Raw genomic sequence first — 24984 nt, forward strand, 5'->3', positions numbered from 1 at the left:
TAAAAAAATTATAAATCAGACCGATTCGTCACTTTCCATTTTAAAAGGTGTAATGAAATGTCACTTATTCAAAACCCGATATTACGCGGCTTTAATGCCGACCCCAGTATTATTCGCGTCGAGGATACGTACTATATTGCCAACTCGACGTTTGAGTGGTTCCCGGGCGTGCGTTTACATGAGTCGAAAGACCTGAAAAACTGGAACCTGCTGCCTTCGCCGCTCTCCACCACCACCCTGCTGGACATGAAGGGCAACCCCTCCTCCGGCGGCATTTGGGCACCGGCGCTTTCCTGGGCCGATGGGCAATTCTGGTTGGTGTATACCGATGTGAAGGTCACCGAAGGCGCCTTCAAAGACATGACCAACTATCTGACCACCGCGAAGGATATTCGGGGCCCGTGGAGCGACCCGATCAAGCTGAACGGCGTCGGGTTTGACGCCTCGCTGTTCCATGACGACGATGGCCGGAAATATATCGTTCAGCAAACCTGGGATCACCGGGAGTACCATCACCCCTTCGATGGCATTACCTTAACGGAGCTGGATACCAACACGCTGAAGTTAATGCCGGAAACCGCGCGCACCATTTACCGCGGCACCGCCGTGGCGCTGGTCGAGGGGCCGCACCTCTATAAACTGAACGGCTACTACTATCTGTTTGCCGCCCAGGGCGGCACCGTGTTTACCCACCAGGAGGTGGTGGCGCGGTCGAAAACCCTCGAGGCCGACAGCTTCGAAACCGAACCGGGCGACGTGTTCTTAACCAACGTCGATACCCCGGACAGCTACATCCAGAAACAGGGCCATGGCGCGCTGGTCTCCACTCCGGAAGGCGAATGGTATTACGCCTCGCTCTGCGCCCGGCCGTGGAATCGCCCGGGGGAATCCATCTACGACCCGCGCGGCTGGTCAACCCTCGGCCGGGAAACCTCGATCCAGAAAGTGTACTGGGACGATGAGGGCTGGCCGCGTATTGAAGGCGGTCACGGCGGGAAGACCTTCGTCGAAGGGCCGAAAGACGCCATCTTCACCGAAAGCGCCAGCGATAACAGCCAGCAGGATAACTTTACGTCGCCAGCGCTCGACCCGAACTGGAATACCCTGCGGGTGCCGTTTACGGCCAAAATGGGCACCACCGGCAACGGCAAATTAACCTTAATCGGTCAGGGTTCGTTAGCCAATACGCATGACCTGTCGCTGATTGCCCGCCGCTGGCAGGCCTTCTATTTTGACGCCGCGGTGAAGGTGAAATTCGAGCCCTTCAGCTACCAGCAGATGGCCGGGTTAACGAATTACTATAACGACCGCCACTGGAGCTTTGTCTTCCTGACCTGGAATGAAGTTAACGGCAAGGTCATCGAAGTCGGCGAAAATAACCGCGGGAAATACACATCGTACCTGAAAGATAACGCCATCAAGGTGCCGGACGGCGTGGAATACGTCTGGTTCCGGACCAAAGTCCGCAAGCAGACCTACAGCTATGAATACAGCTTCGATGGCGTGACCTTCACCGAGATCCCGGTCCAGCTGGATGCCGCGGTGCTGTCCGATGACTATGTGTTGCAGAGCTACGGTGGGTTCTTTACCGGGGCGTTCGTCGGCCTGGCGGCGGTAGACTACGCCGGGTACGGCACCCAGGCTGAGTTTTATCAGTTCGAGTATCAGGAGCTGGGCGATAGGTTAGCGGCCGATGGCAGCTACAGCTGGGAGGCTGGCGAGACGCGGGATAAGTAAGAGTGTGTGAGCCCACGCTACCGGTAAGGTAGCGTGGGGTTAGTGGTGTGTTTGATGAACGTAAAGCGAGCGCTGTCGGATGTCAGTCTGCAGGGCGCAGCCGGGCCTTCAGCTCTTCGGGAGTAAACGGCGGATCTCGCCGGTGCAGCATTGCATGGCAGTTGGGACATACCGGGATCAGATCGGTTTCTGGGTTCAGACGGTAGTCCTGTTTTATCCCGGACAGCGGAATGAGATGGTGGATATGGATAAAGCCCTGGCCGATATCGCCATAGCGGCTGGCCATATCCAGACCGCATACCTGACACTGGCAGCCGTGCAGGCGAAGCGCCGCCTGACGAGCCTGACGGTCGCGCTCATAGCGATTGACCACCACCTGCATCGCCGCCCCTTCCACGTACTCCATGGTCGTCTGCCCCTCATCGGGGAAAAGCGCAACCTCGTCATCGCCAGCGCCCTGCGACGCGATCGTAAATCCTTGCTCCAGTAACAGACGCACGCATTTGGATTTAATCCCCCCGCTGAAATCCGCCGGGGTAAATTCCGTCCCCGTCGCAAACGTGGCCGCTAACCCGACGATGGCTTTTGAAGGATACCGACGCCCCTCAAATTCGATCTCATACAGACGCGCGCTTTTAAACTGATGCGCAACGCCTGCATCATAAGCGCGAATGGCGGCGATGATGCATTCTCTGGATAAATGGTCCGGTAGTTTTTTCATAAGACATAGCTATCTGATGGCGCGAAGCTTGAGTATAAATAGAAAGCTATGGGCTTTTCGAACAAATAACTGGCAGTGATAATTAAATAGCGATCCACGTAGAATCGCCGCATCTGGTAGGTTGATCGGCAAGGATTTTGCGAGCATCATCGCATTTATTTAGCTGCCAATATCACGCTATGCCCTCCAGCATGACCCTGCAACACGCGATCGAGAACATCACCATCTGGCGCAAAGGCGAACAGCGTGCGCCGCATAAGCCACTGTTGCTGCTGTACGTCCTCTCACAGTACCAGCGCGGCCATGCGCGGATGTTCGACTACGCCTCGGAGATACGCGATGAGCTGCATAGCCTGCTGGAACGCTTTGGCCCGCAACGCCGCCAGTACCGGCCGGACATGCCCTTCTGGCGCCTGAAAGGCGACGGCTTCTGGCAGTTGCACAACAGCGAACAGTGCTCAACCCAGGGCAGCCGACAGCCGCCCGGCAAAGAGCTGGAGCTCTGTCACGTCGCCGGCGGCTTCGATGAGCCGCATTTTGCGCTACTCAACAGAAATAAGAAGCTGATCAATACCCTCGCCCATCAGATCCTCGAGGCGCATTTCCCGGAGAGTATTCAGGAAGAACTGGCTGAAGAGATGGGGTTTGATCTGCAGCAGATCCGTAAAGAGCGCGACCCGCATTTTCGCCAGCAGGTGCTGCGCGCCTATAACTATGAGTGCGCTATCTGCGGCTTCAATATGCGCCATGATAATACCTCCGTCGCCCTGGAAGCGGCTCATATCAAATGGAAGCAACACGGCGGCCCCTGCGAAATCCCTAACGGCCTGGCGCTCTGCGCGATTCACCATAAGGCTTTTGATAAGGGATCCATTGGTCTGGATGAGGATATGCGCATCCAGGTTTCGCCGGCGGTGAACGGCGGTGGCATCGTTGGCAGGCTGTTCTGGGATTTTGATGGTAAGCCGATTACCTTGCCGCAGGGGAAAGCATGCTATCCGCAGGAAGGGTTTGTGGCGTGGCACCGGCGGGAGGTGTTCAGGGGGTGAGGGAGTATGGTGTGTGGGGTTTAATGTTGAGCGTAGGGTTTAGGGATTGTGAGTGTCTTCGGAGAGGATTTTGTGGTTGATCAATGATTGGTCATTGTTAGATTAAAGGACTTACTTAATGATTTTTTAGATATTGATGTTTGTGAATTGGTGCGAAGGCCGGACTCGAATTTCAACATTAATCAACTGAATTATAAGAAATTAATAATCCATGTATGGTTGATGTATACTCAGTTGTATACTCAATTGTTTTTTACTTCAAAACCAGACAGTAATGAATCTACAAAATCACGCGAAGCACTGCAACCTAACGCGATTGTTCCATCTCAGACAAAGAAAGCTTAGTGAAGTTGCACTTCTTTGCTAATGATTTGTTAAAAATGTTTTTTCTCTCCATATATTACTGTATATCTGAACTCTTCATTCAAGGGGCTCTAAGGGATAAGAATGTCAGACTCAATAATCAAAAGCTATGGTGGGATACTCCGGTTTGGAGCAGGATTCAGCATCGTTCTGATGACGCTCACTGCCATTTTCATCTGGTTTTATCTTACGTGGATTGGCCGTCTAGATATATTCCTTCAAGCTGTCACTTTTAACGAACTATTCTCCTTCTCTGGAATTATATTTTTAAGTAGCATTATATTGTTCTGTGGCGTACTGTTTCTACCTTGCTTGTTAGGATGCCTCATTATACATAGCAATCAAAATAATGCAAAGTCAAAGCAAAAGAAAATAATTCTAGCACGTGTTTATGCTGGGAGCTCTTTTCTATGTATAACTTTTGTCGCTTTAATATCTTTGTTTGACATAGACTCAGGAGAATTCATCTTCATAACTTTGATGTTATTGACAGGCATTGTTAGTACTTTTATTGCATTAATTCTCCAGAGAAAATATATACACACTCACCTGAAGTCACTAAACACAATAACGAAGATAAAAGCTCTACTATTAGATTATTCAATGAAACCCTTTCTATTGGGAATCAATTGCTGGCTAGTAGTCTTCCCAATGATATTATTGAGCAAATTCTTACACATCGAAAATGGAATGGATGACTACCAGCAAACCTCGTTATTCCTTTTATATGGCACATTAGTAATAATAATCAATATATTCCCATGCATCTTCTTTTTACGACAAGATTTTTCTAGTGGATGGTTTAAACCTCTGAGAAATACTACAGGTGTTGTTTTTGCTTTATTACTACTGTCATCATCCTTCATGCACGTCATTCCGTTACTGATTGTCAACTTTGCATTTCGGATGACTGGGATGACAATCATGGAACCAGTTACAATTGCTGTCAAAACGGATGAAATTCCTTCTGAAATGCTTCATAGCAGAGGATGGGAGTATCAGCTATCAGAGGATAGAAAATTTAGCTTAGTATCAGGAGTTATCTTTTTTTCATATGGCGGAGTTTATCTTGTCTGTCCTAAAGAAACGACTCAAAAATTTCGTGAAAGCATAATCTTCGACATACTGTCTGATGAAATAGAAAAAAAGGCCAGAGAAGAAATAAAAAAATCAGCCCAGCAATGCATTGCAGTAGATAAAAGTGTTTTAAACTTTTGACCCGTATTTTGTAAACTCTCAAACCTCATGTATACGCCAATAGCAGGCAGATTACTCTGCCTGCTATTGGCGAGCATAATAAATTCTATATAATTGGTTAATCAAGGTTACTTACTTGAGCTGCCAATCGCTTGTCGTGCCTGCAGGATATCTACAACTTGAAGATAAGGTGATTGCTCCTGCCAGTTAAACCCTCTGCGATCGGTACGAACCAGCCCGTACTTTTCCACCAGAAAATTAACAGCATCGGCCAAAGATATACCGGCATCGATATGTTCCTGAATTACCGTCTCATCACTAAATGGTGTGTCGTTGAGTGTCAGGCCATAATGCTGTTCCAGCAGGCGTGCAAGCAGCATTTGCCAGATAGTCACAGGCGACTGGCATGGCTTCGCCGCCCGCATATTTGTTGCAGGTAGAAATTTCATTTTTTCTCTCGTGAAAGTAATTAACGTTGAGTGGGATAAATGGCGATGTATACGTAGCCACAACTACCAAGTGTATCGGCTTCGCACGTAAGCCCGTTGTAATATAGGGTGACACAGTGCTGATGCTGGGGGGAGAGTTCTCCGCTGGTGAGCATCAGCTCCAGCTGTTTGAGTATCAACGGAAAGGCCTGGTCGAGGCGCAACGCATGCTCGTCGCTGAAAGTACCGTTGAATCCGGCGCGGTCAGCGAGAAAATGCACCCGGCTGCCTTCCTGTACCAGACGAGCTCCAAAACAGGGGGTGATCGTGCGCTTTAGTCCCCACTGTTGGCAGGCGGGATTCTCCGGCTTGGTACCGGATTCGGAGTGATTGTTCATTATTTTTCCTGATTAAAGGGAAGGATTAATTAATAGTGACACTTCGAAAAATGACATAGAGACCATTGCGGTCCTGACGGCGCTCAGCAAAGACGGCCAGAATGCCGCGTATGTCTTCCACCTCGCGACCAGCATAATGGCAGATACTGCCTGACCATTTATATTTGCCCGCACTGAAGCGAAACTGTCGGGAACCAGGATGTTGCCGGTACAGAGTCATGGCCCGGCGTTTACTGATGATTTTCATATCCAGCCTCGCTCTGCAAACGACACAATGCCATCTGAACCAACAATCAGATGATCAAGCGTTTTCACATCAACCAGTGCTAACGCTTCTTTAAGCCTGCCCGTAATGTTGCGGTCGCATTGGCTGGGCTCTGGATCGCCGGATGGATGGTTATGCGCCAGCACGACAGCTGCAGCATTGAAGCGAAGCGCTGACTTCACCACCTCACGGGAATGGACCTGCACATGGTTAACTGAACCTGCAAACAGCGTTTCGCTCTCCAGTAAACGGTGTTGGTTATCGAGATAGAGCACCATAAACACTTCCCGTTCTTGCCCTGCCAGCCGTAACCGAAGCCAGTCACGGGCAGCAGTGCTTGAGGTAAAGGATATGCCGGGCTGGCGCAGATATTTATCCAGCAGGTTGATGGCGCGGCGGATGGTCCGTTGGGCATAAGGTGTCAATCCGGATGTTGCGGGGAGCTGGCAATCATGCCGGGCCATAACCGTCAGTGGAAAAAGTTCAGGCTGTGATGACACCGGGGATAATGAGGTATTCATGTCAGGCATTCCTCAGTCAATGAGATGCATAATGGCGCTGCACTCAGGATGGTTCAGCACGAAGTCACGTAAGTGATAATAGTGTTCAGTCATCGCGTCACACCCGGTGCGACAGGCATGATGGCTGTATGCCATCAGGCAAACGACTATCCCTGCAGCTTCGCTGGTGAGTCCAGCCCCGTTACCGTTCATGCTGTTAAACAGCGTCCATTTATCTTCGTTGTCTTCGTCAGCCTCCGGGGCCATAAACGCGCCCCCGTTGTTAAGCGTATAAAAGGTCCATATGCCGCCGTGATAATCGGAGCAGAGTCGGTCCATCCAGGCAAAGATTCGGGGCTCAAGCGTTATCCATTGCGGGATAGAGCCAAAGTGCTGCGGCCAGAAACCAATTCGTAACTCGTCAGGGACGACTGAGGCAGTAATTGCTGCCTGCTCAGCGAACTGAAGGTGTTGTGTATTCATTAAACTATCTCCTGATGCCGGAACTGTTGTTTAACGCCCGAAAAAATCGAGCATGTTTTCTGCCATTACCCACAGGGCGCGATTGAGCTTCACATCGCCATCAATACCGGTAACAGCACGGGTGCGGCTGCTTTTCCCCTGAGCGGTTCGCCCTGACAGACCTCCTTTCATCAGGTTCTCCTGCACGCGCTGGTAGACGGTCCACAGGTCATCGCTGTAGTCCTCCCGGCGACGTGGGGTCAGCAACTGCGATACCGTGACCGGCTGGTGTTCCTCACCAAAGCGATACTTCAGTGCGGCATGCGCCAGCGCGTGACGAGCCGGGGCTGGCAACGCCAGTGACTGCATTGCATCACGTTTTTCCTCCACCCGGTCAAACACACCGAGCACTTCGTAAGCCCCTTCAATCACCTTCTCAACGACATTGCCTTTATGCGGTACCCGCACTTCTCCGAATGACTGGCCGCAGACAAGACCGTTAGTACAAACGCCACGAAATAGCCCCGGCAGCATCTGGTAGCTTGATGAGCCGTCATGGCTGTTGAGAAGAATGATTTCCGGCACCTGATGCCCGGTCAGTTGACCGGCACGACGCAGGCGAAGCATGTGTTTGGTGTGCTCCCGCTTGCTCTGGTCGCGAACCTTTGTCTGGCAGGCAAAGAACGGCTCAAAGCCCTCACGCTGCAGGCTTTCAAGGATGGTGATGGTCGGGATGTAGGTGTAACGGTCTGAACGAGATTCATGTTTCTCACTACCGAACACGCTGGGGACATGGCTCATCAGCTCTTCGTGGGTCAGAGGCCGGTCACGGCGTATCTGGTTTATACGGCCAAAGCGGCTGGCTAATCTCATGAGTAATTCCTTTAAAAGAGGCAAAAGAAAACGCCCTGCTCGTTTGAGCAGGGCGTTCAGATAGAAAAACAAAGGTGGAAAAGCGCGCGGTGTCAGCTGTCAAAATCAAACTGCCATGCGCCTTCGCTTGTCTGGACCACCACTTCCAGTACATTACAGGGAACCATCAGCCCCTTACCGGTAAACTCATGTGCTACCGCCCCGCCAAATCCCAGACGTACCGGTTTCCAGGGGCTGGCGAATTCTGCATCCTGGCAGTTTCCCCGGTTGACAATGAGTTGCTTAATCACAATCGAATCGACTTTTGATGTAATCCGAATCGATGAGTAGTGGCTGTAGCTTCCGGGACTAACACTGACACTGACCGGTGAAGAAGCGGCCAGCGAAGAAAATGACAGCAGACAGAGTGCTGCGACTGTGATGATTTTCTTCATTAAATTTCCTTTAACCTGTAAGAGTGAGGCAGAACTACAGTGCAAATCCGGGCACGCAGCCGTTGTCACCGAACGCAGGAATAACTGCAGCAGCCCCCGCTAAAGTGAAAGTGACAGGTTTTACCCCGCTACCTGAAACCACAACACGTTTGCCGGTGCGTAATTTGTTCCATGCCCACATGACATTGTCAGATCCCACATGAGACTCGCTTTCGCTGATATTCACTTCTTCAGCGTTATCAATTCTCATGGCAAGTGTCTGGCCGCTGTCCATCCTGACCTGATGGCCGTTCACATCAGTGAAGATAATGGTCGCTGGCTGTGAGCCGGAACTATCGCAGGCCAGATAAAGTTGTGATTGCCCTTTACCGAGGATGGTGTATTCAGACGTTCCCTGCGCATAGCCACTTACCCAGCTATCACGGTTGCCAAACGCATGCGAGACAGAAGGCGTCAGCACTGAAGCCAGTAAAAATGAAATAATCAGTTTATTTTTCATTGGAGTGTCCTGTCAGAAGCCAGCCATATTGCCCAGGGTGGTGATAATGAACAGCAGGCAGGCCATAAAGAGAATGAGGGTGATGTACCAGCGGGTGAACTTACCGAACAGACGAAGAAATGTTTTCATGTGCGGTCCTTTGCAATAAGCCAGTACAGCAGCCCCGCCAGTATCGGGTCGATTATCAGACCGAGAATGAACCAGCCCCAGAACGAGCGTCCGTTAGCGGACGCCACGAAACCCAGCAACAAGGCCAGACCGCCCCATAACAGAATTAACGGCATATACTTTCCTTAATGCGTGACAATCCCTGCAATACATCGCATTGATTTTGATGGTTAAAATTAACAAATCACATAATGCCCTGTGGATTATGTGGCTACCGGATTAATCATGTACAACGATGAATATCGATCGGCTCGATCGACAAAATCGATCGTAATGAAACAAAGAAACTTATCGAAAACGGCAAGGCCGCTCATCGAAAGCGAAGTGACTAGCTGAAGAAAAATCCCCACAGGGAGCGTGCTGCGCGGGCGACAGTGTGTGTTGCAGCCTGCAGTGCAATGCGTGCCACCTGTGGTAGCGGGGCCAGGTCAATAATCTTATCAATCACTTCCACCACGGCATCGCCAAAGCTGCTGCTGGCGGTGCTGATGATGGCTTCGGTGTGATACCCGTTCTGCAGGTGCGGCACAAGTGGACTGCGGGCCTGCTTTGGGAGCCGGGTTATCATGGCCTCCACCAGTCGGGACAGGCGATAACGCCCCCGGACCGAAACGGGAAGAATGTCCTGCTCAGCAAGTCCCAACTGACGGGCTACCGCCTGTTGCTTCTGCACAATTCGTTCCGCCTGTAATGTCGAGGGCTGAGCGGACGGCCAATTCCACTGCTCGGCAGGTTCAATTTTATCCACCTGATTGAGCACCCACAGCACAGGCGGTAACGCCCCGCAGTACCTTGCGAAAACATCCTGATAGAACTGCTCTTCCACTGCAAATGCGCGATCATCGGCCTTGAGAACCCACAGCACCATGTCGAGTTGTGGCATCAGTTCCCGGTACAGCTCGCGGTATTCGCCATCGCGGGTAACACTCTCACCCACGCCTGGTAAATCAACGAGCGTCAGATAATGCTGACCAAAACGCAGCCGGACACGCTGTGGCTGACGGGTACAGGCTTCCACTGCATTAACGGAACAGACTTCGCTACGGAACAGCGCGTTGCACATTGAGGATTTGCCGACGCCGGTTTTACCCATAATGCCAATCACTGGTTCGTACGTGACGAGCTGATTGAGTTCTTTCAGCAAATGCTGTCGTAGTGAGCGTGGATAGCGCCGCAGGTGACGGCGGATAAGGGCGTAGCCCGAGAGATGTTTCATGCTGGCCTCTGAATGAAAAAGGCCATCCGGTGGAGATGGCCTGTTGAAGAGAAAGGTAAAGGTATTCAGTAAGATGATATATAACTGACTAAATTTTAGATCTCAGCTCTGACAATCGGTTTAAGCGAACACTGGATGAAGGCTAGTGAAATAGCTATGTGGGTCTGCTTTGTGCCAAAAGCGGACATGGTTAACATCACGATGTATTGATCAACGGGGAGCCAGTCAAGGATTATCTGTATCGTTCTGTACCACTATCAAGAGTACAAACACTACTTTAAGCTATATTGGTTTATGAGGCTATTTCCTTTGTTAACTCCAAAGGTTATCATAATGGAAATATTCTCTAGGGTTTATAAAATGAAATGGATAAAACAATATAGTAAAGAGTTTGAAAGGGATGCTTTAAGGAAATTAATTTCAAAAGTCAATTGGAAACACTTCAAACCATCTATCAAAGCTAGCCTTATAGGTATAGCTGAAGAATTGAATAAAAATGGTATAGAGGTAAGTGTTTATGACCAGCAAGATGAACCAGATGGATTTGGCTTTGATTCGTTGAGTTTGCAGTTTAATTCTAAATTTACTGGAAATATGCGGCAGGTCATAGAAACAGATAAAATAACTTTTAATCACCATATGCAATCTGGTGGGGTGTTATCCATTACATATAGTGCTGTTGGTCATATTCATATTCTTGTTGAACCTCCTAAAACTGAAGACTCTGTCGCAGTTCATAGTTATCTTATCCTTTACCAAACTTATGATGCAAAAAATATCACAAGTAAGCGTATTGAAAAAAGTGTTAAAAACTTCATCCATTACCAAAGGTACTCAGGTGTTCTTTATAGAAAGACATTTAAAGATAGATGGGTAGTCAGATGGCTTAAAGCAAAGATGTACTTTATTCAATATCTAGAACCCAAAAATAAATTTATAAGATATTCAGCTTTATATATTCCGCTTATTAGTATGATTGTTGCAACAATTGCGGCAGTCGCAAGCCTGATAGCAGTATATCTGACCTATTTGAGTTTAAATCATTAAATAAAAAGGCACCCATTAAGGTTGAACGGCTCCCTGACGACTAACACATGGCTACGTTAGAATTTTTTCAGCTACTGCAGAACGATTTTCAATGCCCGTTCTTCGCTCATGAGGGACAGCCATACTCAGATCACCCACATTTCAGGAGATTTGAGTATGAACACATCACCGTGGAACAAAGACCGTATCATCGGCCAAAAAAGACCACTTCAGATATCTCATATCTGGGGGATCCGAATCAGGCTTGAACTGGAAGGTAAAACGCGCGATTTGGCTCTGTTCAATATGGCCCTGGATAGTAAGCTTCGAGGCTGTGATCTGGTAAAACCCAAAGTATCTGATGTTGCATATGGTAACTCTGTTTCAAGCAGAGCTACGGTGCTACAACAGAAAACCGGCAGCCCTGTCCAATTTGAGATAACCAAAGGGACAAGAGAGGCTGTTTCTGCATTGATAAAGCTTGGCAATTTACGCAGTAAAGACTACCTGTTCCGATCTCGGGTCGGTACTAACCAACACATATCACCCCGGCAATACAACCGAATTTTTCATGGGTGGGTAGCAAAAATTGGTCTCGAAAATTCTCTTTACAGTACACATTCCATGAGAAGAACAAAACCTTACCTGATCTACAAGAAAACTAAGAATCTTCGTGTGATTCAACTCCTGTTAGGTCATAAGAAACTGGAAAGCACGGTCCGTTATCTGGGCATTGAAGTCGATGATGCGTTAGAGATTTCTGAATCGATTGAAGTCTAAGGTTGTCAGGGCTGCAACAGCAGCCCTGTGCCAGGAGCGGACCTTAAAACATCACAGTGTGGTATCGAATGAAAGGGGCAAATGTATACATGTAAGCCCCCCTGCATTTTTAGGATAATAAAGAATTCTATTTATACACACTCCACTTTTCAGCGGCACGAACTAGTCCACAGCTTGTTCTTCACTACCGTCTTGAGTGGCAGGAATAGGGTTAACTGAGTTCCACCATGTATTGAATGTTATTTTTAAAGCTAACCACCATGCATAAATAGCGAAGGGGGAATTGCATCCATCCTCATCTAGCAGCCCATGAGCCAATTCGTTCCGCAAATTTGGACCAAAGGCGTTACAGAACAACGATTCGAATTCAAAGACAAGATCTTTGCCAAATACTTGCACGGCCTCTGGCAATCCCATCAACGTGCTCATACCATTTTCGTTCTCGATACCATCCTTGTCGAGATTAGTGGTCTTGGCTCCTGCTTGTTTAAGATGCATTCGCACCAAGTGTTCTATCTGAGGGATCAATAAATGAAGCGCGGTAACAAAATCACGTTCGTAACCTGCAAAGAGTGCCTTTCCAAAAAGGCCAACTCGGTCTTTAGGCACAATGGGAGAAGAGCGAGCTAACTCGATAAAATCACTTTCGCGCAACCGATGCTCAAGCAAAAGTATTTCAAGAGCAGGCCAGATGTCGGCTTGAACGACAATATTAACTAAGATTCCATAATCACGAATCATCTCAGCTCGAATAGCAATTTCATCTTCCTCTGACAATTCCTTACCGAGCCCCATAGCTGGACGTTTAGCAATGACTCTACCATCACCACTCATCACTGTTGCCGCAAACAATGATTGTAAGGGATGTTGACGCATTCTTTCCAATGCACTTTTGCGCATTTTATCTGCATTTACGCCACGATATATGTTCGCAAATGCGAGCAACGCATTTTCTGCAGATTTCCCTGTGACAGATTCCCTCGCGTTTTCGATGAGCTGAGTAAGATCTACTCCACGAGTTTGAAATACACTCATCTCTCCTAGAGCTCTCTCTCCAGAATAATTTAGGTGGGTTCGCAACTCGGCAATTCGCTCATCGACCTGATAAACCGAGCGTACGGCCCGAGGAACTGTTCTGTATATCTGAATGGCATTTTCATAAAAGCTCGCCGCCACCATGTGGCTAGGGCTTTCAGATGCGGTTCGCTCAACGGCTTCTTTTACCCATCCTTCAGCGAGTAATACTGTCATTTCTGCAGCTTTTGCCTCGTCAGGAATCAACTTATACCAACTGGCAGCAGCAGAAAAATACTCCCTCGACTTATGCAAATCCCCCTCATCATCAAACTCGCGAGCCAGTATTTCTAGCTTCGTAGAGATATCCGTCAGATTTGACAACCCTAAACGGTTCGATTTTAGAAGGTCAGCCAACCACAATCCAAGAAAACCGTCGGCTCGGATAGACGCATTAAACGCAGCAACAATTGCCGTCTCTATTTGCTGGAGTCTATCACCAGCTCCGTCTCTAAGCATTCGGGCCAAGACTATGGCGCGAGGCCAACAGTCTCGTCCTCCATGTAGCCATGTTTCAGTGTCTAGAGGAAGACTGCGGTAAGCATCGATAGCCTTCAGGGCGAATCGGATATTACGTGGTTTGCTCTTCAACCAAACTAAATCACTGAGTCGTGCTTTCAGCCAATCATTGTCTACCTCATCAATGATATCAGCGAAGAATTGAATATCTGAATTAGAAAGATCATCAGGAATAACTGACCTGCGGTCATGGTAGACAGCATAAGGTTTGAAGGGTTCATTAGGACTTGATAGCGAAAGCATCATCGAACAGGCATCTGCAAGCAACCATAATACCTTTCCATTTTCAATTCTCCCCTGATCAATAGCCTCACGCGCAGCACTCGACAGTGCTTGCCACATAGCTGGATAACCCTCACGGGTAGCTTGCGCAATTGAATCCTTCCAGTTTGAAGCATTGAAGTCCTGAAGCGAAATAACTAAGTCCACTGGGTAGCGTTCGTTCATCATCAGTAATCTCCTTTGACCGATGCAACATTCATTCGTAGTACACCAAAAATTTGTTATGAATTGCAGATAATCATCTTGCCACTTCAGAGTCATTTGCTCCAAGAAAATGTCCGCTCCTCGCTCATAGCAGACGTTGAACTATCCAGTAACATGACTGAAATGACACCTGGTGGCTGGTTGAATTTTCAACTATGTGCCGCATTTGCCTGAGAAACCATAGCCACTGGCTCATTTTCTGACGTCGATCCGCTACCACTCAAAGGATTGTTACGGCTTATCCTCTTTTAAAATCCCGAAGATATGCTCTTCAAAGTTTGAAGGCAGCTCATCATTTATTTCGTCGAACAGGTAAGCCAACTCGGGAGAGCCCTTTTTATCATAGAGATCATTTCCGGGTGCAGCTGAAGTTTCAGTGACAGGTAATGCTGTTTTGGATTTCTTCTTCAGGTCTTCTTTTTTGGCTTTTCTGCGTTTCTTCTCGGCTGCATTGATGTAGGTAAAATCGTCAGAACATGTCAGGGTTCGTGCACCTGGAATAACATTATAGATTTGGGCCTGAAGGCGAAAGAAAGCCAGATAATCTTTGCGGTTGTTTTCGAATTTTCTTTCTTCTGATAAAACGAACAAGATCGGGTCTGAAATTTGGCCGACATCGATTACTCGGTCTGGCCTGCGAATAAATAGCCCACTGTCTTCTGGAACATGTGGTCGGGATGCATCCTTAAAGCAATAATATCCAACCTGCTCACCAGATTTGTTTTCTTTCTTACCCGATTGAACCCATTTCCTGTAAATGTCTAATGAGACTAAGCTGTCTATCCGACTGTCTGGATGTTTTTTGAAAAAGAAATTCACCAGATAGAAAGGCTCAAATCTAGCATTTATCAGTATCACTCGCGAATAACCACAGACGGCTTTATAAAGCGGATCCGCAATTATCCTTTTCCTCATCAAGGTAAAGCGTCGTTCAAGTTCAGCGAGTTGTAGTCTGAAACGAGAGTCATCTTTTTTCCTCCGTATGTTCAGCATCTTCTCACCTTTATCAAGAGGTAAATAAAAACACAGAGTCAACATTTCAACCTGACGATGCTTTCTTACAACCTTCCGATAGTTCTCGCTGAGATAAGATAATGCCTTTTCTTTATCAGAGATCGCTTTTACAAGCGCATCTTTCCACTTTTTCTCTAACTGTTCGCTGTGGATTGGCTGAGAATCACGAAACTTCGTCTTCGGTCTTCTAAACTCTTGCCCATCGCTGGTCGCCTGGTTCAGATAAAGTTTGTCCAGCATATCGAACATCCTGAAGCGAGCTTTGAACTTTTCATCCTTACCAGGCCTTTCATCCTCCTCCAGGCGCTCAAACCCAACAAAGAAATATTGATGGCTGATTTCCCCCCACCTTTGGTTAGGACTCTCATAGGCCAGGTCTTCCCGGCGTAAGTCAAACACTCTAAAGTCATCCTTCAGGCCTGCCATCCCTCGCTCCTCCCAACTCGCTGCAACATCGAAATTGTCACTCGTCCGATCACACAATTCTCACACTTAAACTGTACGAATTCTGACGTTTATCATGTTTGTTTTTTAGTATGAAACCACTCGATTTTAATACAATAAATCGTCGTCTTTTATGACGTATATTGTCGTTTTTTAATTATTTCCCTCACTTACAGATGCCATTAATACTGGGTTTTATGCCCAAAATGCTCTGCAAACTGCCTTCTCCGCCTCTTTCTGGCCTATTTATCACAGTAGTATAACGAAAAACGGCCTAAACTCGTCTCTCTTATGCTGCTGAGTCAGGTCCGGGGAAGAGTCTGTAGTTGGTAAGATAATTTAAAAATCATCTGGTCAAAATTGGCGAAGGTGCCGACAAGGTCAACGCAATGAGATGAGCAAGTGCTCCTGCCTTGAAGTGCATGACCATGGGGCCGAAATCAATTAATTAAGGAATAAAATGATATTTTATAGAGAAGCACTTTCGTAGCCCTCCACTCCCATGAGCGATGCCCTGGCACGGCAATCATCAGGGTACTGCGATACTTACCGCTCTACTGCACCCATTTCAAAACTGACGCCAGTGTCCATTCCCATGACGATTACACTCACATGGAGAATCAGACATGAGCTACCACGACACGACCGATATCAATCTCAGTTACGTTCAGCACACAGCCCTGAGCCGAAAGCTACGACGACATCAGGACAAGTTATTTGAGCGTTATTCCAAGCTACTGATGCTACGGGTGGACTTCTCTTACCTTCAGGACAGCGATTCGCATGGTGAGGGAGATATTCATTCGACAGTAGCGGATATCACATTACTGATTCAACGCTGCGGGGATATCAACGGGCTGGTGGGTTACGCATGGGTACTGGAACAAACTGAACAGCATGGTTACCACATCCACGCCGCGTTTTACCTCAACGGTCAGAAGCATCGCCAGGTCTGGACTGTCTTTGAAGCACTCAGGGACACCTGGAAGTATGTGACATGGGGAGAAGGACACACGCACCGTTGTGAGCCTAAAGAACATTATCGCGTGCGAGGAGAATGGGTGACCTCTTATGACGATGCCAGGGGCCGCAGAGGTATGCAGTATATCCTGAGCTACCTCAGCAAGCAGGCACAGAAAAGCCTGGGGGTTATCTGCCAGTTGAGTGATATTCCTACACCACGGACAGCAGGCAGGCGGCGAAAAGCCAGTTAAAAATTACGCCGGTGCCACATCGTTTGAAGGAGACTGCGCTCACCATACCTGGCTCCTTCTCCCATTCACTTAAGGAGAAAAACGATGACTACACCTGACTGCCTTCTTTCCAACAAATTTGTCGATATGGCGTTTATCACACAACTCACCGGCTTAACGGACAAATGGTTCTACAAACTGATTAAAGACGGTGAATTCCCAAAGCCAATTAAGCTGGGCAGAAGCTCCCGCTGGCTTGAAAGCGAAGTGGAAGCCTGGCTACAGGAACGCATTGATCAGTCCCGCCAGTAATCTATCGAACGCAATCACATCTCCCACCTGATTTAACGCCACCAGTCGTATGACCTGCACTGCTGCCCTCCCCGGGACGGCTTAGCTCTGCCTGTCGTATGGCAAAGGACCCATTACTATGACGATTTACGCCAAATCTTTTATCGGCCTTGACGGCAATCAGCGTCTAACGGGCGCAACCACTGCACAGCTTCACCCTTATGACCGCTACACCTGCCATCTCTGCGGCAGTTCCCTAGTATTCCACCCGGAATGGGCCACCAATCGCCCGTGGTTCGAGCATACACGGGAAGACCTGACCGAGAACGGTCGTCACCATTGCCCGTACGTATGCCCTGAGCCGAAAGAAGCACGGCGGATACGCATGCTGCGCCGTTACGTCCCGGATGTCCTCCCGCTGGTGCGCAAGGCCGAATGGCACTGTTCGGAGTGCGACAGCGATTATCACGGTGAGCGCTATTGTCTGACCTGCCGTACCGGTGACCACAGTACCGAACGTTGCGCAGAATGAGTCTGCGTTATCTGCCACTTGCTATCAGGATCCCATGACAGGATTTACACCATGCAATTTCGAACCATTCGTACCGCCCTTAACCATGAGGGCGAAGTAACTTACATCCGGGACCTGACTCCGCGTTCAAGGGGGCTCTGGTTCTGCCGTTCCTGCAACAATCCCTTGCGTCTGCACTGGACGCATGACAGCGGCGGTTATTTCGAACATGACCTTGAAGATACTGACGAACGCCGATTAACGCATTGTGCGTACCAGATCATTGCCCGGGATAAACCAGTATCCGCTTTTGACCAAGCCGTAAATGCACTGATGGAACGTGATGATGTGTCCTTCACAGCACCTTCAGACAGAGATTACTTCTGCGTACTCTGCCAGCGTGAATATTATGGTATCCGCTGCTGCCCGGCGTGCGAGCAGCATATCTACAGCACGGAAATGAAAGACCTGGATACCCTGACGATACCAGTTAAATTTGCGAAGTAAGGGGGGTGTTCTCGCCGTAGGTTATGCAGAGAGAAAACCTGACATACGGGCATTACTACAACAGTCGATGGCGCATTATCCACGACTGGCAGAACTCAGCTTTACAGTACTGTAAACGCACAGTGTCGCATAACCACACCTCTTATCGATCGGCACCAACGATCAATATCTGAAAACTGATCTATCAAAACGATTATCTTTCATGCCCCCTGCCTGGTTATCCTTGTCTTACATTGCACGAAGAAAAGCCTTTTATTACGGTTAGTTATCTAGCCGAGGCTTGCTGCGTCCATTTCCTGATTTCAGATACATCCTATCCGTACTACGAGTTTTACTCGAAGGCATAGTAGCTGGGCAGTACCTCCTAATATATTCGTTTTACAAATAATCTACAGTAAAACCAATCTTAGTACGCAAAATTTCACGTCAAAGCGCTGTAAATCCCATCCATTATTACGTAAAATATAACGTAACTAAATTCACCTTATGTTTTTACGGATTACAGCATGGCTAGTGTTGATGCAGATTACTGCTACTCTTTTCCAGCTATACGTGGCATTCAGGCTGGTCGTCCTTTCTACATCGCCACGTGCCCGATGCGCATCATCCCCAAAATATTCAGCTTTGATGAAAATGACGTACCGCCTGAGCTACGCGCGCAGCGCACGCTGAATAAATCACGCATCCCCGAAATGGTTCGTTATCTTCTGGAAAACCCGAAAGATTATGTGTTTTCTGCACTAACAGCGTCCATCGCTGTTGACGTCCAGTTTGATGAATTCCCCGGCTCTAACAATCTGGGGACGTTATGTGTGCCAATGGATGCACAAATCCTCATTAACGACGGCCAGCATCGCCGTAAAGCAATTGAAGACGCTTTAGACGCTCGCCCGGAACTTGGGCAGGATAATATTCCGGTGTTGTTCTTTGTTGATGAAGGCTTAAAACGTAGCCAGCAGATGTTCGCCGATCTGAATAAATACGCCATTCGCCCCAGTCCTTCGCTGGCGTCTTTATACGATCATCGCGATGCCAGTTCAAATCTGGCACGTTATCTGGCGATGTCTATAGCGCCGTTTGTAGGGATGACAGAACTGGAAAAATCTGGCATCAGTCAGCGGTCGAATAAGTTATTTACGTTGAGCAGCATCAAGCAGGCTACCCGCGCATTGTTGGGTAAAGATCCCAAAGAGAATAACTTTGAGGAATGCACACAAATAGCTACCCAATATTGGCAAGCTATTTTTAGCGTGATGCCGGATTGGCAGTTAGCGGCTAAAAAAGAGGTTTCACCGGTTCAGTTACGACAAGATTATGTTCACGCTCATGGCATTGGATTGCAGGCACTTGGGCAACTGGGATATTCCCTGCTAACGGATTATCCTGAGCAATGGCCGGAGAAAATAGCTGCACTTAAAACTTTTAACTGGCGCAGAAACAACCCGGATCTCGTCAAACGTGCGATGCAGCACGGCAAACTGAGTAAAACCAGTACGGCGATCCAGCTCACCTGTAATGCGCTAAAAATTGCGCTCTCAATCCCCCTCACTCCTGAAGAACAGGAGCTTGAAGCTCAAATGGTTGTCTCATGAGTAAATTAGTTCAGGCCTACGATTTGGCCGAATACGAAGATTTTATTAATCAGGAGCAGTTCGCTGGCCGCCCTCTGGCCGAATATGTTGCTGAGGTTCAAAGAATTTATTGTGCGGATAAGCGTCCGTGGGTAATTGGCTATAGCGGCGGGAAAGATTCTTCCGCCGTGATCACGCTGGTGTATCTGGCCTTGCTTGGCTTGCCCCCGGAAATGCGCAGCAAAGATGTTTTTGTAGTGTCATCCGATACGCTGGTGGAAACACCAGTGGTAGTAGATTTAATTAAGAAAACGATGTTGCAGATTGAGGCAGGCGCAAAGCGTAATGGCCTGCCGATCACTCAACATGCGGTAACGCCTAAAACAAATGAAACCTTCTGGGTCAATTTACTGGGGAAAGGTTATCCGGCCCCAACCCGTAGTTTTCGCTGGTGTACCGAGCGTATGAAAATCAATCCGGTGAGCGACTTTATTAAAGATAAAGTCAGCCAGTTTGATGAGGTGATTGTTGTCCTCGGCTCACGTAGTAGCGAAAGTGCCTCCCGTGCGCAGGTCATTGCAAAGCACAAAATTGATGGCTCACGCCTGGCCCGGCATACCACACTGGCAAATGCGTTTATCTATACCCCTATTGATACTTGGGATGTAGAAGACGTATGGAAACTTCTGCGCGGCGCGTTCCGCTATGCTCCTGAAGATATCGACGAATGGGAAAGCCCGTGGGGTGGAAACAATCGTCCTCTATGGACGCTGTATATGGACTCTTCCGCGCAGGGTGAGTGTCCCTTAGTGATCGACGACAGTACCCCCTCTTGCGGGAACTCTCGCTTTGGCTGCTGGACCTGTACCGTAGTCACCAAAGATAAAGCGATGGAAAGTCTGATCAAAAATGGCGAAGAGTGGATGTCGCCATTGCTGAAATATCGTGATCTGCTGGCTTTTACCACCGATCCGGTGAATAAAGACACCTATCGCAACTATAAACGCCGCACCGGTAAGGTGAGCTATCAGTACGCTAAAGACGGCGAAGATCGCAGTGCAGAGCGTAAGCATGTTCCTGGCCCCTACTGGCTCAAATACCGCCAGCAGTGGTTAAAAGACTTACTGGAAATTGAGCGTGATTTAAACGCCCAGGGCCACACGATTACGTTAATTACCCAGCCGGAGCTACACGCTATCCGCCAGGAGTGGTTGAAAGATCCTAACGAGCCAGACTGGTACGATACATTGCCGGGGATTTACCGCGAGGTATATCAGCAGGATCTAAATTGGGTGGTTGACGATCAATCTCGCTTTGATGCCAGCGATGCTGATTTGCTGGTACAAATAACGCAAGGGTTTGACGTAGTACCTGAAATGGTAATGAAACTGATTGAGCTGGAAACCTCGATGGAAGGGTTAAGTCGTCGTCAGGGGATTTTTGACAAGCTAGGCACAATTTTGAAGCAAGACTGGGGCAGCCTGGAAGAGATCCAGCAGCAACAGGCAACGTTGCAAAAACGCAACGATCGGGATATTCATCAGGACGAGGTGGATAAACTAGAAGCTGAACTCCAGACTTTACAGCGCAGAATTATCGATGCGGGCGAATCGTCTGTTCTTGTCGATGAGGAAAATGAACGTGCTCATTAAGCAACTAGTATTACATAATTTTCGCGTATTTTGCGGCACACACACTATCGATCTGGCTCCCAGAAAGCGTCCGCATGAAGTAAACCCTCGCCCGATTGTTCTATTTGGTGGTTTAAATGGTGCAGGGAAAACATCTATTTTGTCGGCAATTCGACTGGCACTGTATGGGCGTTTAGCGTTTGGCTCGGCAATGCAACAGCAGGAGTATGTTGAACAACTTGGAGCACTAGTGCACAACGGGACGTATACAGCAGAGCGTCCGGATGAGGCCGCAGTAGAACTGACCTTCACCTACAACCAAAACGGCCATGAGACTGAATTCACCGTCACGCGTAGCTGGAAGAAAGGAAAGAAAGATCGTCTCTCTTTGCAGCAGGATGGACAACCGCGTAGTGAACTCAGTTATGACCAGTGTCAGGGGTTTTTGAATGAATTAATTCCTCACGGTGTTGCCGATCTTTTCTTTTTTGATGGAGAGAAGATTGCAGAGTTGGCGGAAGATGAATCCGGTAATATTCTGCGTACAGCGGTGCGTCGTTTATTGGGACTGGATCTGATCGCCAGACTGCAAAATGACCTGATGATTTTTGTCAAACGCCAGCAAATCGCGCAGTTAGGTGGCTCCCAGCAACAGCAGGTCGAAGCGCTTGAGACAAAGATTAAAACACTTGCCGGTCAGGCAGAGAAATTGCTGGAAGAGGCCGATTTCGTCAACTCGCGGATTGAATTTTTATCCCAGGACATTATTCGCCATGAGGGATTGTTAAATGCGCAGGGCGGCGCATTTGCCCAGACCAAAGCACAGGAAAAAAAGAAAGTTGAAACGCTGTTAAAAGAAAAAGAGCGTCTGGAAAAAGCGTTACGACAGGAATGCGATGGATCGTTGCCCTATGCGTTAGCGCCTAATACGTTGGCGCGGTTGCTGGAAAAAATTGCCAATGAAGCACAGATCAAGCAGGCGAAAATTTTTGAGACGGAGTTAAATCAATTTTTAACTCAACTCAAAAATGATATCGCGTTCCGTTCAAGTAGTGAGAGCAGTACCAGAGCCATTGCTACCGAAGCGATTACTAATAATTTGGACGCATATATGGCGGCCAAACCAAAAGGTGATTTGCTGTTTGATATTTCTGAACGTGAAGCCGGTATGCTCCAGCAATCAATTGAGCAGGATAGCAAAAAAGCTTGGCAGCGTTTTGATATGTACCGCCATCAATTAACAGATATTGAACAACAACTGGAGCAGGCCGCTGCTAACATTGCTCGCGCCCCGGAAGACGAGCAGTTAATGGGTCTCTTTGCAGCATTACGCGATCTCGATCATAAGCGTGAAAAACAGCGGCAAAAATATCGCTCGTTGCTGGAAGAGGCTAAACGGACGAAACAGCAGCAACTGGACTGTGTTCGTCAGGTACAGAAAGCACATGACATCACCCGTAGCCAACATGGTTTGAGCAGCGCATTTAAAAATGCGCAGGAGACCATTAACCTGCTCGATTACTACAGCGATGTGTTAACGCAGGCGCGAGTGAAAAAATTATCTGCTAACTTTGAAATTGCCTACCACAAGCTGGCTCGTAAAGAGGATTTACAGCTTAATGCGCACATAAATCCACAGACATTTGATGTTGAATTGGTGGATGAAAAGGGTTCGGTAATTAATCGTAAGCTGCTTTCTGCGGGTGAAAAGCAGATTTATGCGATCGCTATTCTTGAGGCGCTGGCAAAAACCTCTGGGCGTGATTTCCCGGTAATTATTGATACGCCGTTAGGACGTCTGGACTCTCAGCACCGGGATAAGTTGATTAATCATTATTTCCCAGAAGCGAGCCATCAGGTTGTGTTGTTATCCACCGATACGGAAGTAGACGAGCGTTATTTTGTTGATCGACTGCGTGATGATATTTCTCATGCTTACGAGATTGTATTTAATGCACATACCAAATCATCTGCGCTGAAACCCGGTTATTTCTGGGAACTAACCAAGGAGGCTGTCTGATGCTCCCGAATCGAATGGTGCTTAGTCGTCAGACTGAAGACCAGCTCAAGAAGTTAAAAGGATATACCGGGATTACGCCCAATGTCGCGGCTCGACTGGCATTTTTCCGCTCGGTGGAGAGTGAGTTTCGCTATTCACCTGAGCTGGATAGTAAGAAGCTTGATGGTTCTCTAGTGCTGGATAAAATTACGTGGCTTGGGGAAACATTGCAAGCTACAGAACTGGTGTTAAAGATGCTTTATCCGCAATTGGATCAGAAGGCGATGATTAAGGCGTGGGCGGCGCATGTTGAGGATGGAATTGCGGCGTTAAGAAATTATCGCACTTTACACTCTCTGGCAAATTCAATTTAATACGAAAAATAAAAGGCTCCACTTGGGAGCCTTAACTTAGCCTAGCTTAAATTTAATACTCTCTTGTATTCTTTTATTTCACTTTCATTTCTAATATTACAATTTTCTAATTTTTTTATTCCTGCAGATATTAACATGACATTCTTCAATCTTGCTCTCAGTTTTGATTGGACGCCAAAAAAATCACTATTAAAATCAATTTCTTTAATTCTCTCAACCAATAAATTAATTTCTTCATTGCTATAATTTTCTTGGCATGCCACTTTTAAGAAATCGAAGCACGCTTGTATACCTAATGTTTTTCTAAAAACATCATAGCCCCACAAATTATCAACAATAGACGCGAGGAAATTGAGTATTATCAAATAAAGTGTTTTATCTTTTTTATCTATATACAAATTACGAAGTGGAGCCTTCGATGGGACATCAAACAGCATACTCCTATCCCTTCCCTCTGATACTGTTTTGGTTTGTAACTTATCTCTATCAGCCTTAGGATTGTTTGTAATCAAAGAGAGCACACCATCAATTATGGATGCCATTGAAATGGTTGAACTTGAGTTGCCATTAATCACACCAAGTTTTATTTTCTCATGCAACGGAGAGTTTTTATCCTCAGAGAGCACCCTTGCAAAATAAACTGCTAATGTTTCTGGCGACCATGATGATGGCTCACCTTGCTCCATATCAAACTGAAATAGATTATATGCTAAATTTTTATCAACTCTACGTTGGTTGATATTTATATTTGTAAAAATTTTCCCATGATAAGCTAACGGCAAATCCAAGAAAACAGAACATAGCAAATTAATATCTTTTCTACGAGAATTTACAAACCCAAAAACCCTATGTTGCCCATCAATAATCGATGCCATTTTTTCTTCACTAGGTATTATTAAATTGTAAAAACCATCCCCAACATTTTCTATTGTCCAACGCTCATCTTCATTAGTAACCAAGGTTCCATCAGGATGATAGTTTACACCCAGTATAATAGAATTTGGAAAGCTAACATCTACAGTCTCAGTGTATCTTTTTATTTCTTCCAACCTAGATGTATTAGCTGAACGTTGATTTCCAACTATTTTATTAATAAAAGTACCAAAATTAGAAACGGATTTTTCTTCAACATCATCAAGTATCTCCGCTCTTATGGTGTAACATACCTTGAGTAAAGTTTCCGCTGTAATTGAGACAACATAAAACTCCCCTAATGGTTGCTCAATCCTTATTGCAGGTAATTTCATAGGGAAT

At 47.3% G+C, this 24984-nt stretch carries 27 protein-coding genes; 13 read left to right on the forward strand and 14 right to left on the reverse strand.

All coding sequences use genetic code 11. From position 1 onward, the window contains the following. Positions 1-57 precede the first annotated feature (57 nt). Complete coding sequence (locus ABLV64_RS09430; protein ID WP_217325142.1) at positions 58-1737, forward strand: glycoside hydrolase family 43 protein; 1680 nt, start codon at positions 58-60, stop codon at positions 1735-1737. 82 nt (positions 1738-1819) lie between these two features. Here the strand turns inward: ABLV64_RS09430 and ABLV64_RS09435 are convergent, their stop codons facing one another. Then, on the reverse strand, positions 1820-2458 hold the full coding sequence (locus ABLV64_RS09435; protein WP_064166216.1) for an HNH endonuclease: 639 nt from the start codon (positions 2456-2458) through the stop codon (positions 1820-1822). Positions 2459-2637: 179 nt separating this feature from the next. Here ABLV64_RS09435 and ABLV64_RS09440 point away from each other — a divergent pair, with 179 nt between their 5' ends. Both ABLV64_RS09440 and ABLV64_RS09445 read left to right on the forward strand, forming a co-directional pair. Then, a complete protein-coding gene (locus tag ABLV64_RS09440) occupies positions 2638-3507 on the forward strand; it encodes a phosphorothioated DNA-binding restriction endonuclease (RefSeq protein ID WP_217325143.1) in 870 nt (289 codons plus the stop codon). Positions 3508-4560: 1053 nt separating this feature from the next. Then, complete coding sequence (locus ABLV64_RS09445; RefSeq protein ID WP_134919452.1) at positions 4561-5088, forward strand: hypothetical protein; 528 nt, start codon at positions 4561-4563, stop codon at positions 5086-5088. A gap of 107 nt (positions 5089-5195) precedes the next feature. On the opposite strand, the gene ABLV64_RS09450 is transcribed toward ABLV64_RS09445, so the two are convergent. From ABLV64_RS09450 to ABLV64_RS09495, 10 genes are all read right to left on the reverse strand, one after another. Next, a complete protein-coding gene (locus tag ABLV64_RS09450) occupies positions 5196-5516 on the reverse strand; it encodes a TA system toxin CbtA family protein (RefSeq protein ID WP_047052163.1) in 321 nt (106 codons plus the stop codon). Positions 5517-5536: 20 nt separating this feature from the next. After that, on the reverse strand, positions 5537-5893 hold the full coding sequence (locus tag ABLV64_RS09455; RefSeq protein ID WP_047052161.1) for a type IV toxin-antitoxin system YeeU family antitoxin: 357 nt from the start codon (positions 5891-5893) through the stop codon (positions 5537-5539). A gap of 25 nt (positions 5894-5918) precedes the next feature. Beyond that, positions 5919-6140, reverse strand: a complete 222-nt coding sequence (locus ABLV64_RS09460) for a DUF987 family protein (RefSeq protein ID WP_348843274.1) — start codon at positions 6138-6140, stop codon at positions 5919-5921. Further along, positions 6137-6679, reverse strand: a complete 543-nt coding sequence (gene radC, locus ABLV64_RS09465; protein WP_154064640.1) for a DNA repair protein RadC — start codon at positions 6677-6679, stop codon at positions 6137-6139. Before radC ends, ABLV64_RS09460 begins: the two co-directional genes overlap by 4 nt. A 12-nt stretch (positions 6680-6691) precedes the next feature. Next, positions 6692-7141 carry an antirestriction protein gene (locus ABLV64_RS09470; RefSeq protein WP_047052157.1) on the reverse strand — a complete coding sequence of 150 codons (450 nt, stop codon included), beginning with the start codon at positions 7139-7141 and terminating at the stop codon, positions 6692-6694. Between the two features lie 30 nt (positions 7142-7171). After that, complete coding sequence (locus ABLV64_RS09475) at positions 7172-7993, reverse strand: DUF932 domain-containing protein (RefSeq protein WP_047052156.1); 822 nt, start codon at positions 7991-7993, stop codon at positions 7172-7174. Positions 7994-8085: 92 nt separating this feature from the next. Further along, positions 8086-8427: a hypothetical protein gene (locus ABLV64_RS09480; protein ID WP_154064638.1), complete on the reverse strand. Its 342-nt coding sequence runs from the start codon at positions 8425-8427 to the stop codon at positions 8086-8088. 34 nt (positions 8428-8461) lie between these two features. Next, entirely contained in the window at positions 8462-8926 is a 465-nt protein-coding gene (locus tag ABLV64_RS09485) for a hypothetical protein (protein WP_047052155.1), read from the reverse strand. A 125-nt stretch (positions 8927-9051) separates the two neighbouring features. After that, complete coding sequence (locus ABLV64_RS09490) at positions 9052-9210, reverse strand: hypothetical protein (protein ID WP_045413303.1); 159 nt, start codon at positions 9208-9210, stop codon at positions 9052-9054. Between the two features lie 212 nt (positions 9211-9422). After that, on the reverse strand, positions 9423-10310 hold the full coding sequence (locus ABLV64_RS09495) for a GTPase (protein ID WP_117363016.1): 888 nt from the start codon (positions 10308-10310) through the stop codon (positions 9423-9425). A gap of 360 nt (positions 10311-10670) precedes the next feature. Between ABLV64_RS09495 and ABLV64_RS09500 the strand changes: the two genes are divergently transcribed. Beyond that, on the forward strand, positions 10671-11357 hold the full coding sequence (locus ABLV64_RS09500) for a hypothetical protein (protein WP_181595247.1): 687 nt from the start codon (positions 10671-10673) through the stop codon (positions 11355-11357). A gap of 156 nt (positions 11358-11513) precedes the next feature. Next, a complete protein-coding gene (locus tag ABLV64_RS09505) occupies positions 11514-12116 on the forward strand; it encodes a site-specific integrase (RefSeq protein ID WP_117363020.1) in 603 nt (200 codons plus the stop codon). A gap of 162 nt (positions 12117-12278) precedes the next feature. Here the strand turns inward: ABLV64_RS09505 and ABLV64_RS09510 are convergent, their stop codons facing one another. Both ABLV64_RS09510 and ABLV64_RS09515 read right to left on the reverse strand, forming a co-directional pair. Next, entirely contained in the window at positions 12279-14159 is a 1881-nt protein-coding gene (locus ABLV64_RS09510) for a DUF4209 domain-containing protein (protein WP_117363022.1), read from the reverse strand. 267 nt (positions 14160-14426) lie between these two features. Beyond that, positions 14427-15635 (reverse strand): hypothetical protein, encoded by a 1209-nt coding sequence (locus ABLV64_RS09515; protein ID WP_047051982.1) that lies wholly within the window; start codon positions 15633-15635, stop codon positions 14427-14429. A gap of 644 nt (positions 15636-16279) precedes the next feature. Here ABLV64_RS09515 and ABLV64_RS09520 point away from each other — a divergent pair. The 8 genes from ABLV64_RS09520 (at position 16280) to dndE (ending at position 23730) form a co-directional block, all read left to right on the forward strand. Next, positions 16280-16867: a hypothetical protein gene (locus tag ABLV64_RS09520; RefSeq protein WP_348843275.1), complete on the forward strand. Its 588-nt coding sequence runs from the start codon at positions 16280-16282 to the stop codon at positions 16865-16867. 84 nt (positions 16868-16951) lie between these two features. Continuing rightward, complete coding sequence (locus tag ABLV64_RS09525; protein ID WP_047051979.1) at positions 16952-17158, forward strand: AlpA family transcriptional regulator; 207 nt, start codon at positions 16952-16954, stop codon at positions 17156-17158. Between the two features lie 118 nt (positions 17159-17276). Beyond that, entirely contained in the window at positions 17277-17669 is a 393-nt protein-coding gene (locus tag ABLV64_RS09530) for a putative zinc ribbon protein (RefSeq protein ID WP_047051978.1), read from the forward strand. Positions 17670-17720: 51 nt separating this feature from the next. Continuing rightward, positions 17721-18155, forward strand: a complete 435-nt coding sequence (locus tag ABLV64_RS09535; RefSeq protein ID WP_348843276.1) for a putative zinc ribbon protein — start codon at positions 17721-17723, stop codon at positions 18153-18155. A gap of 506 nt (positions 18156-18661) precedes the next feature. Then, the gene (gene dndB / locus ABLV64_RS09540; protein ID WP_047051975.1) at positions 18662-19747 is read left to right on the forward strand and encodes a DNA sulfur modification protein DndB; all 1086 of its coding nucleotides are present in this window, start codon (positions 18662-18664) and stop codon (positions 19745-19747) included. Continuing rightward, a complete protein-coding gene (dndC, locus tag ABLV64_RS09545; RefSeq protein WP_154064636.1) occupies positions 19744-21378 on the forward strand; it encodes a DNA phosphorothioation system sulfurtransferase DndC in 1635 nt (544 codons plus the stop codon). Before dndB ends, dndC begins: the two co-directional genes overlap by 4 nt. Beyond that, complete coding sequence (gene dndD / locus ABLV64_RS09550) at positions 21368-23377, forward strand: DNA sulfur modification protein DndD (RefSeq protein ID WP_337057318.1); 2010 nt, start codon at positions 21368-21370, stop codon at positions 23375-23377. The genes dndC and dndD overlap by 11 nt, the downstream gene beginning before the upstream one ends. Next, a complete protein-coding gene (dndE, locus tag ABLV64_RS09555) occupies positions 23377-23730 on the forward strand; it encodes a DNA sulfur modification protein DndE (RefSeq protein WP_154064634.1) in 354 nt (117 codons plus the stop codon). The genes dndD and dndE overlap by 1 nt, the downstream gene beginning before the upstream one ends. 41 nt (positions 23731-23771) lie before the next feature. Here dndE and ABLV64_RS09560 read toward each other — a convergent pair whose 3' ends face one another. After that, positions 23772-24977, reverse strand: coding sequence for a DGQHR domain-containing protein (locus ABLV64_RS09560; protein ID WP_172613253.1), 1206 nt, complete (start codon positions 24975-24977; stop codon positions 23772-23774). Positions 24978-24984: the final 7 nt, after the last annotated feature.

The organism is Klebsiella sp. JB_Kp031, assembly GCF_040064295.1.
Classification (GTDB): Bacteria; Pseudomonadota; Gammaproteobacteria; order Enterobacterales; family Enterobacteriaceae; genus Klebsiella; species Klebsiella quasipneumoniae.

Coding starts and splice junctions, on each gene's coding strand:
- ABLV64_RS09520 (WP_348843275.1), top strand. CDS start 16,280: ATGAGCTACCACGACACGACCGATATCAATCTCAGTTACGTTCAGCAC.
- ABLV64_RS09560 (WP_172613253.1), bottom strand. CDS start 24,977: ATGAAATTACCTGCAATAAGGATTGAGCAACCATTAGGGGAGTTTTAT.
- ABLV64_RS09490 (WP_045413303.1), bottom strand. CDS start 9,210: ATGCCGTTAATTCTGTTATGGGGCGGTCTGGCCTTGTTGCTGGGTTTC.
- ABLV64_RS09450 (WP_047052163.1), bottom strand. CDS start 5,516: ATGAAATTTCTACCTGCAACAAATATGCGGGCGGCGAAGCCATGCCAG.
- ABLV64_RS09430 (WP_217325142.1), top strand. CDS start 58: ATGTCACTTATTCAAAACCCGATATTACGCGGCTTTAATGCCGACCCC.
- ABLV64_RS09505 (WP_117363020.1), top strand. CDS start 11,514: ATGAACACATCACCGTGGAACAAAGACCGTATCATCGGCCAAAAAAGA.
- ABLV64_RS09485 (WP_047052155.1), bottom strand. CDS start 8,926: ATGAAAAATAAACTGATTATTTCATTTTTACTGGCTTCAGTGCTGACG.
- ABLV64_RS09470 (WP_047052157.1), bottom strand. CDS start 7,141: ATGAATACACAACACCTTCAGTTCGCTGAGCAGGCAGCAATTACTGCC.
- ABLV64_RS09495 (WP_117363016.1), bottom strand. CDS start 10,310: ATGAAACATCTCTCGGGCTACGCCCTTATCCGCCGTCACCTGCGGCGC.
- ABLV64_RS09525 (WP_047051979.1), top strand. CDS start 16,952: ATGACTACACCTGACTGCCTTCTTTCCAACAAATTTGTCGATATGGCG.
- ABLV64_RS09440 (WP_217325143.1), top strand. CDS start 2,638: ATGCCCTCCAGCATGACCCTGCAACACGCGATCGAGAACATCACCATC.
- radC (WP_154064640.1), bottom strand. CDS start 6,679: ATGAATACCTCATTATCCCCGGTGTCATCACAGCCTGAACTTTTTCCA.
- ABLV64_RS09455 (WP_047052161.1), bottom strand. CDS start 5,893: ATGAACAATCACTCCGAATCCGGTACCAAGCCGGAGAATCCCGCCTGC.
- ABLV64_RS09530 (WP_047051978.1), top strand. CDS start 17,277: ATGACGATTTACGCCAAATCTTTTATCGGCCTTGACGGCAATCAGCGT.
- ABLV64_RS09500 (WP_181595247.1), top strand. CDS start 10,671: ATGAAATGGATAAAACAATATAGTAAAGAGTTTGAAAGGGATGCTTTA.
- ABLV64_RS09480 (WP_154064638.1), bottom strand. CDS start 8,427: ATGAAGAAAATCATCACAGTCGCAGCACTCTGTCTGCTGTCATTTTCT.
- ABLV64_RS09475 (WP_047052156.1), bottom strand. CDS start 7,993: ATGAGATTAGCCAGCCGCTTTGGCCGTATAAACCAGATACGCCGTGAC.
- ABLV64_RS09445 (WP_134919452.1), top strand. CDS start 4,561: ATGGATGACTACCAGCAAACCTCGTTATTCCTTTTATATGGCACATTA.
- ABLV64_RS09515 (WP_047051982.1), bottom strand. CDS start 15,635: ATGGCAGGCCTGAAGGATGACTTTAGAGTGTTTGACTTACGCCGGGAA.
- dndC (WP_154064636.1), top strand. CDS start 19,744: ATGAGTAAATTAGTTCAGGCCTACGATTTGGCCGAATACGAAGATTTT.
- dndE (WP_154064634.1), top strand. CDS start 23,377: ATGCTCCCGAATCGAATGGTGCTTAGTCGTCAGACTGAAGACCAGCTC.
- ABLV64_RS09510 (WP_117363022.1), bottom strand. CDS start 14,159: ATGATGAACGAACGCTACCCAGTGGACTTAGTTATTTCGCTTCAGGAC.
- ABLV64_RS09460 (WP_348843274.1), bottom strand. CDS start 6,140: ATGAAAATCATCAGTAAACGCCGGGCCATGACTCTGTACCGGCAACAT.
- ABLV64_RS09535 (WP_348843276.1), top strand. CDS start 17,721: ATGCAATTTCGAACCATTCGTACCGCCCTTAACCATGAGGGCGAAGTA.
- ABLV64_RS09435 (WP_064166216.1), bottom strand. CDS start 2,458: ATGAAAAAACTACCGGACCATTTATCCAGAGAATGCATCATCGCCGCC.
- dndB (WP_047051975.1), top strand. CDS start 18,662: ATGGCTAGTGTTGATGCAGATTACTGCTACTCTTTTCCAGCTATACGT.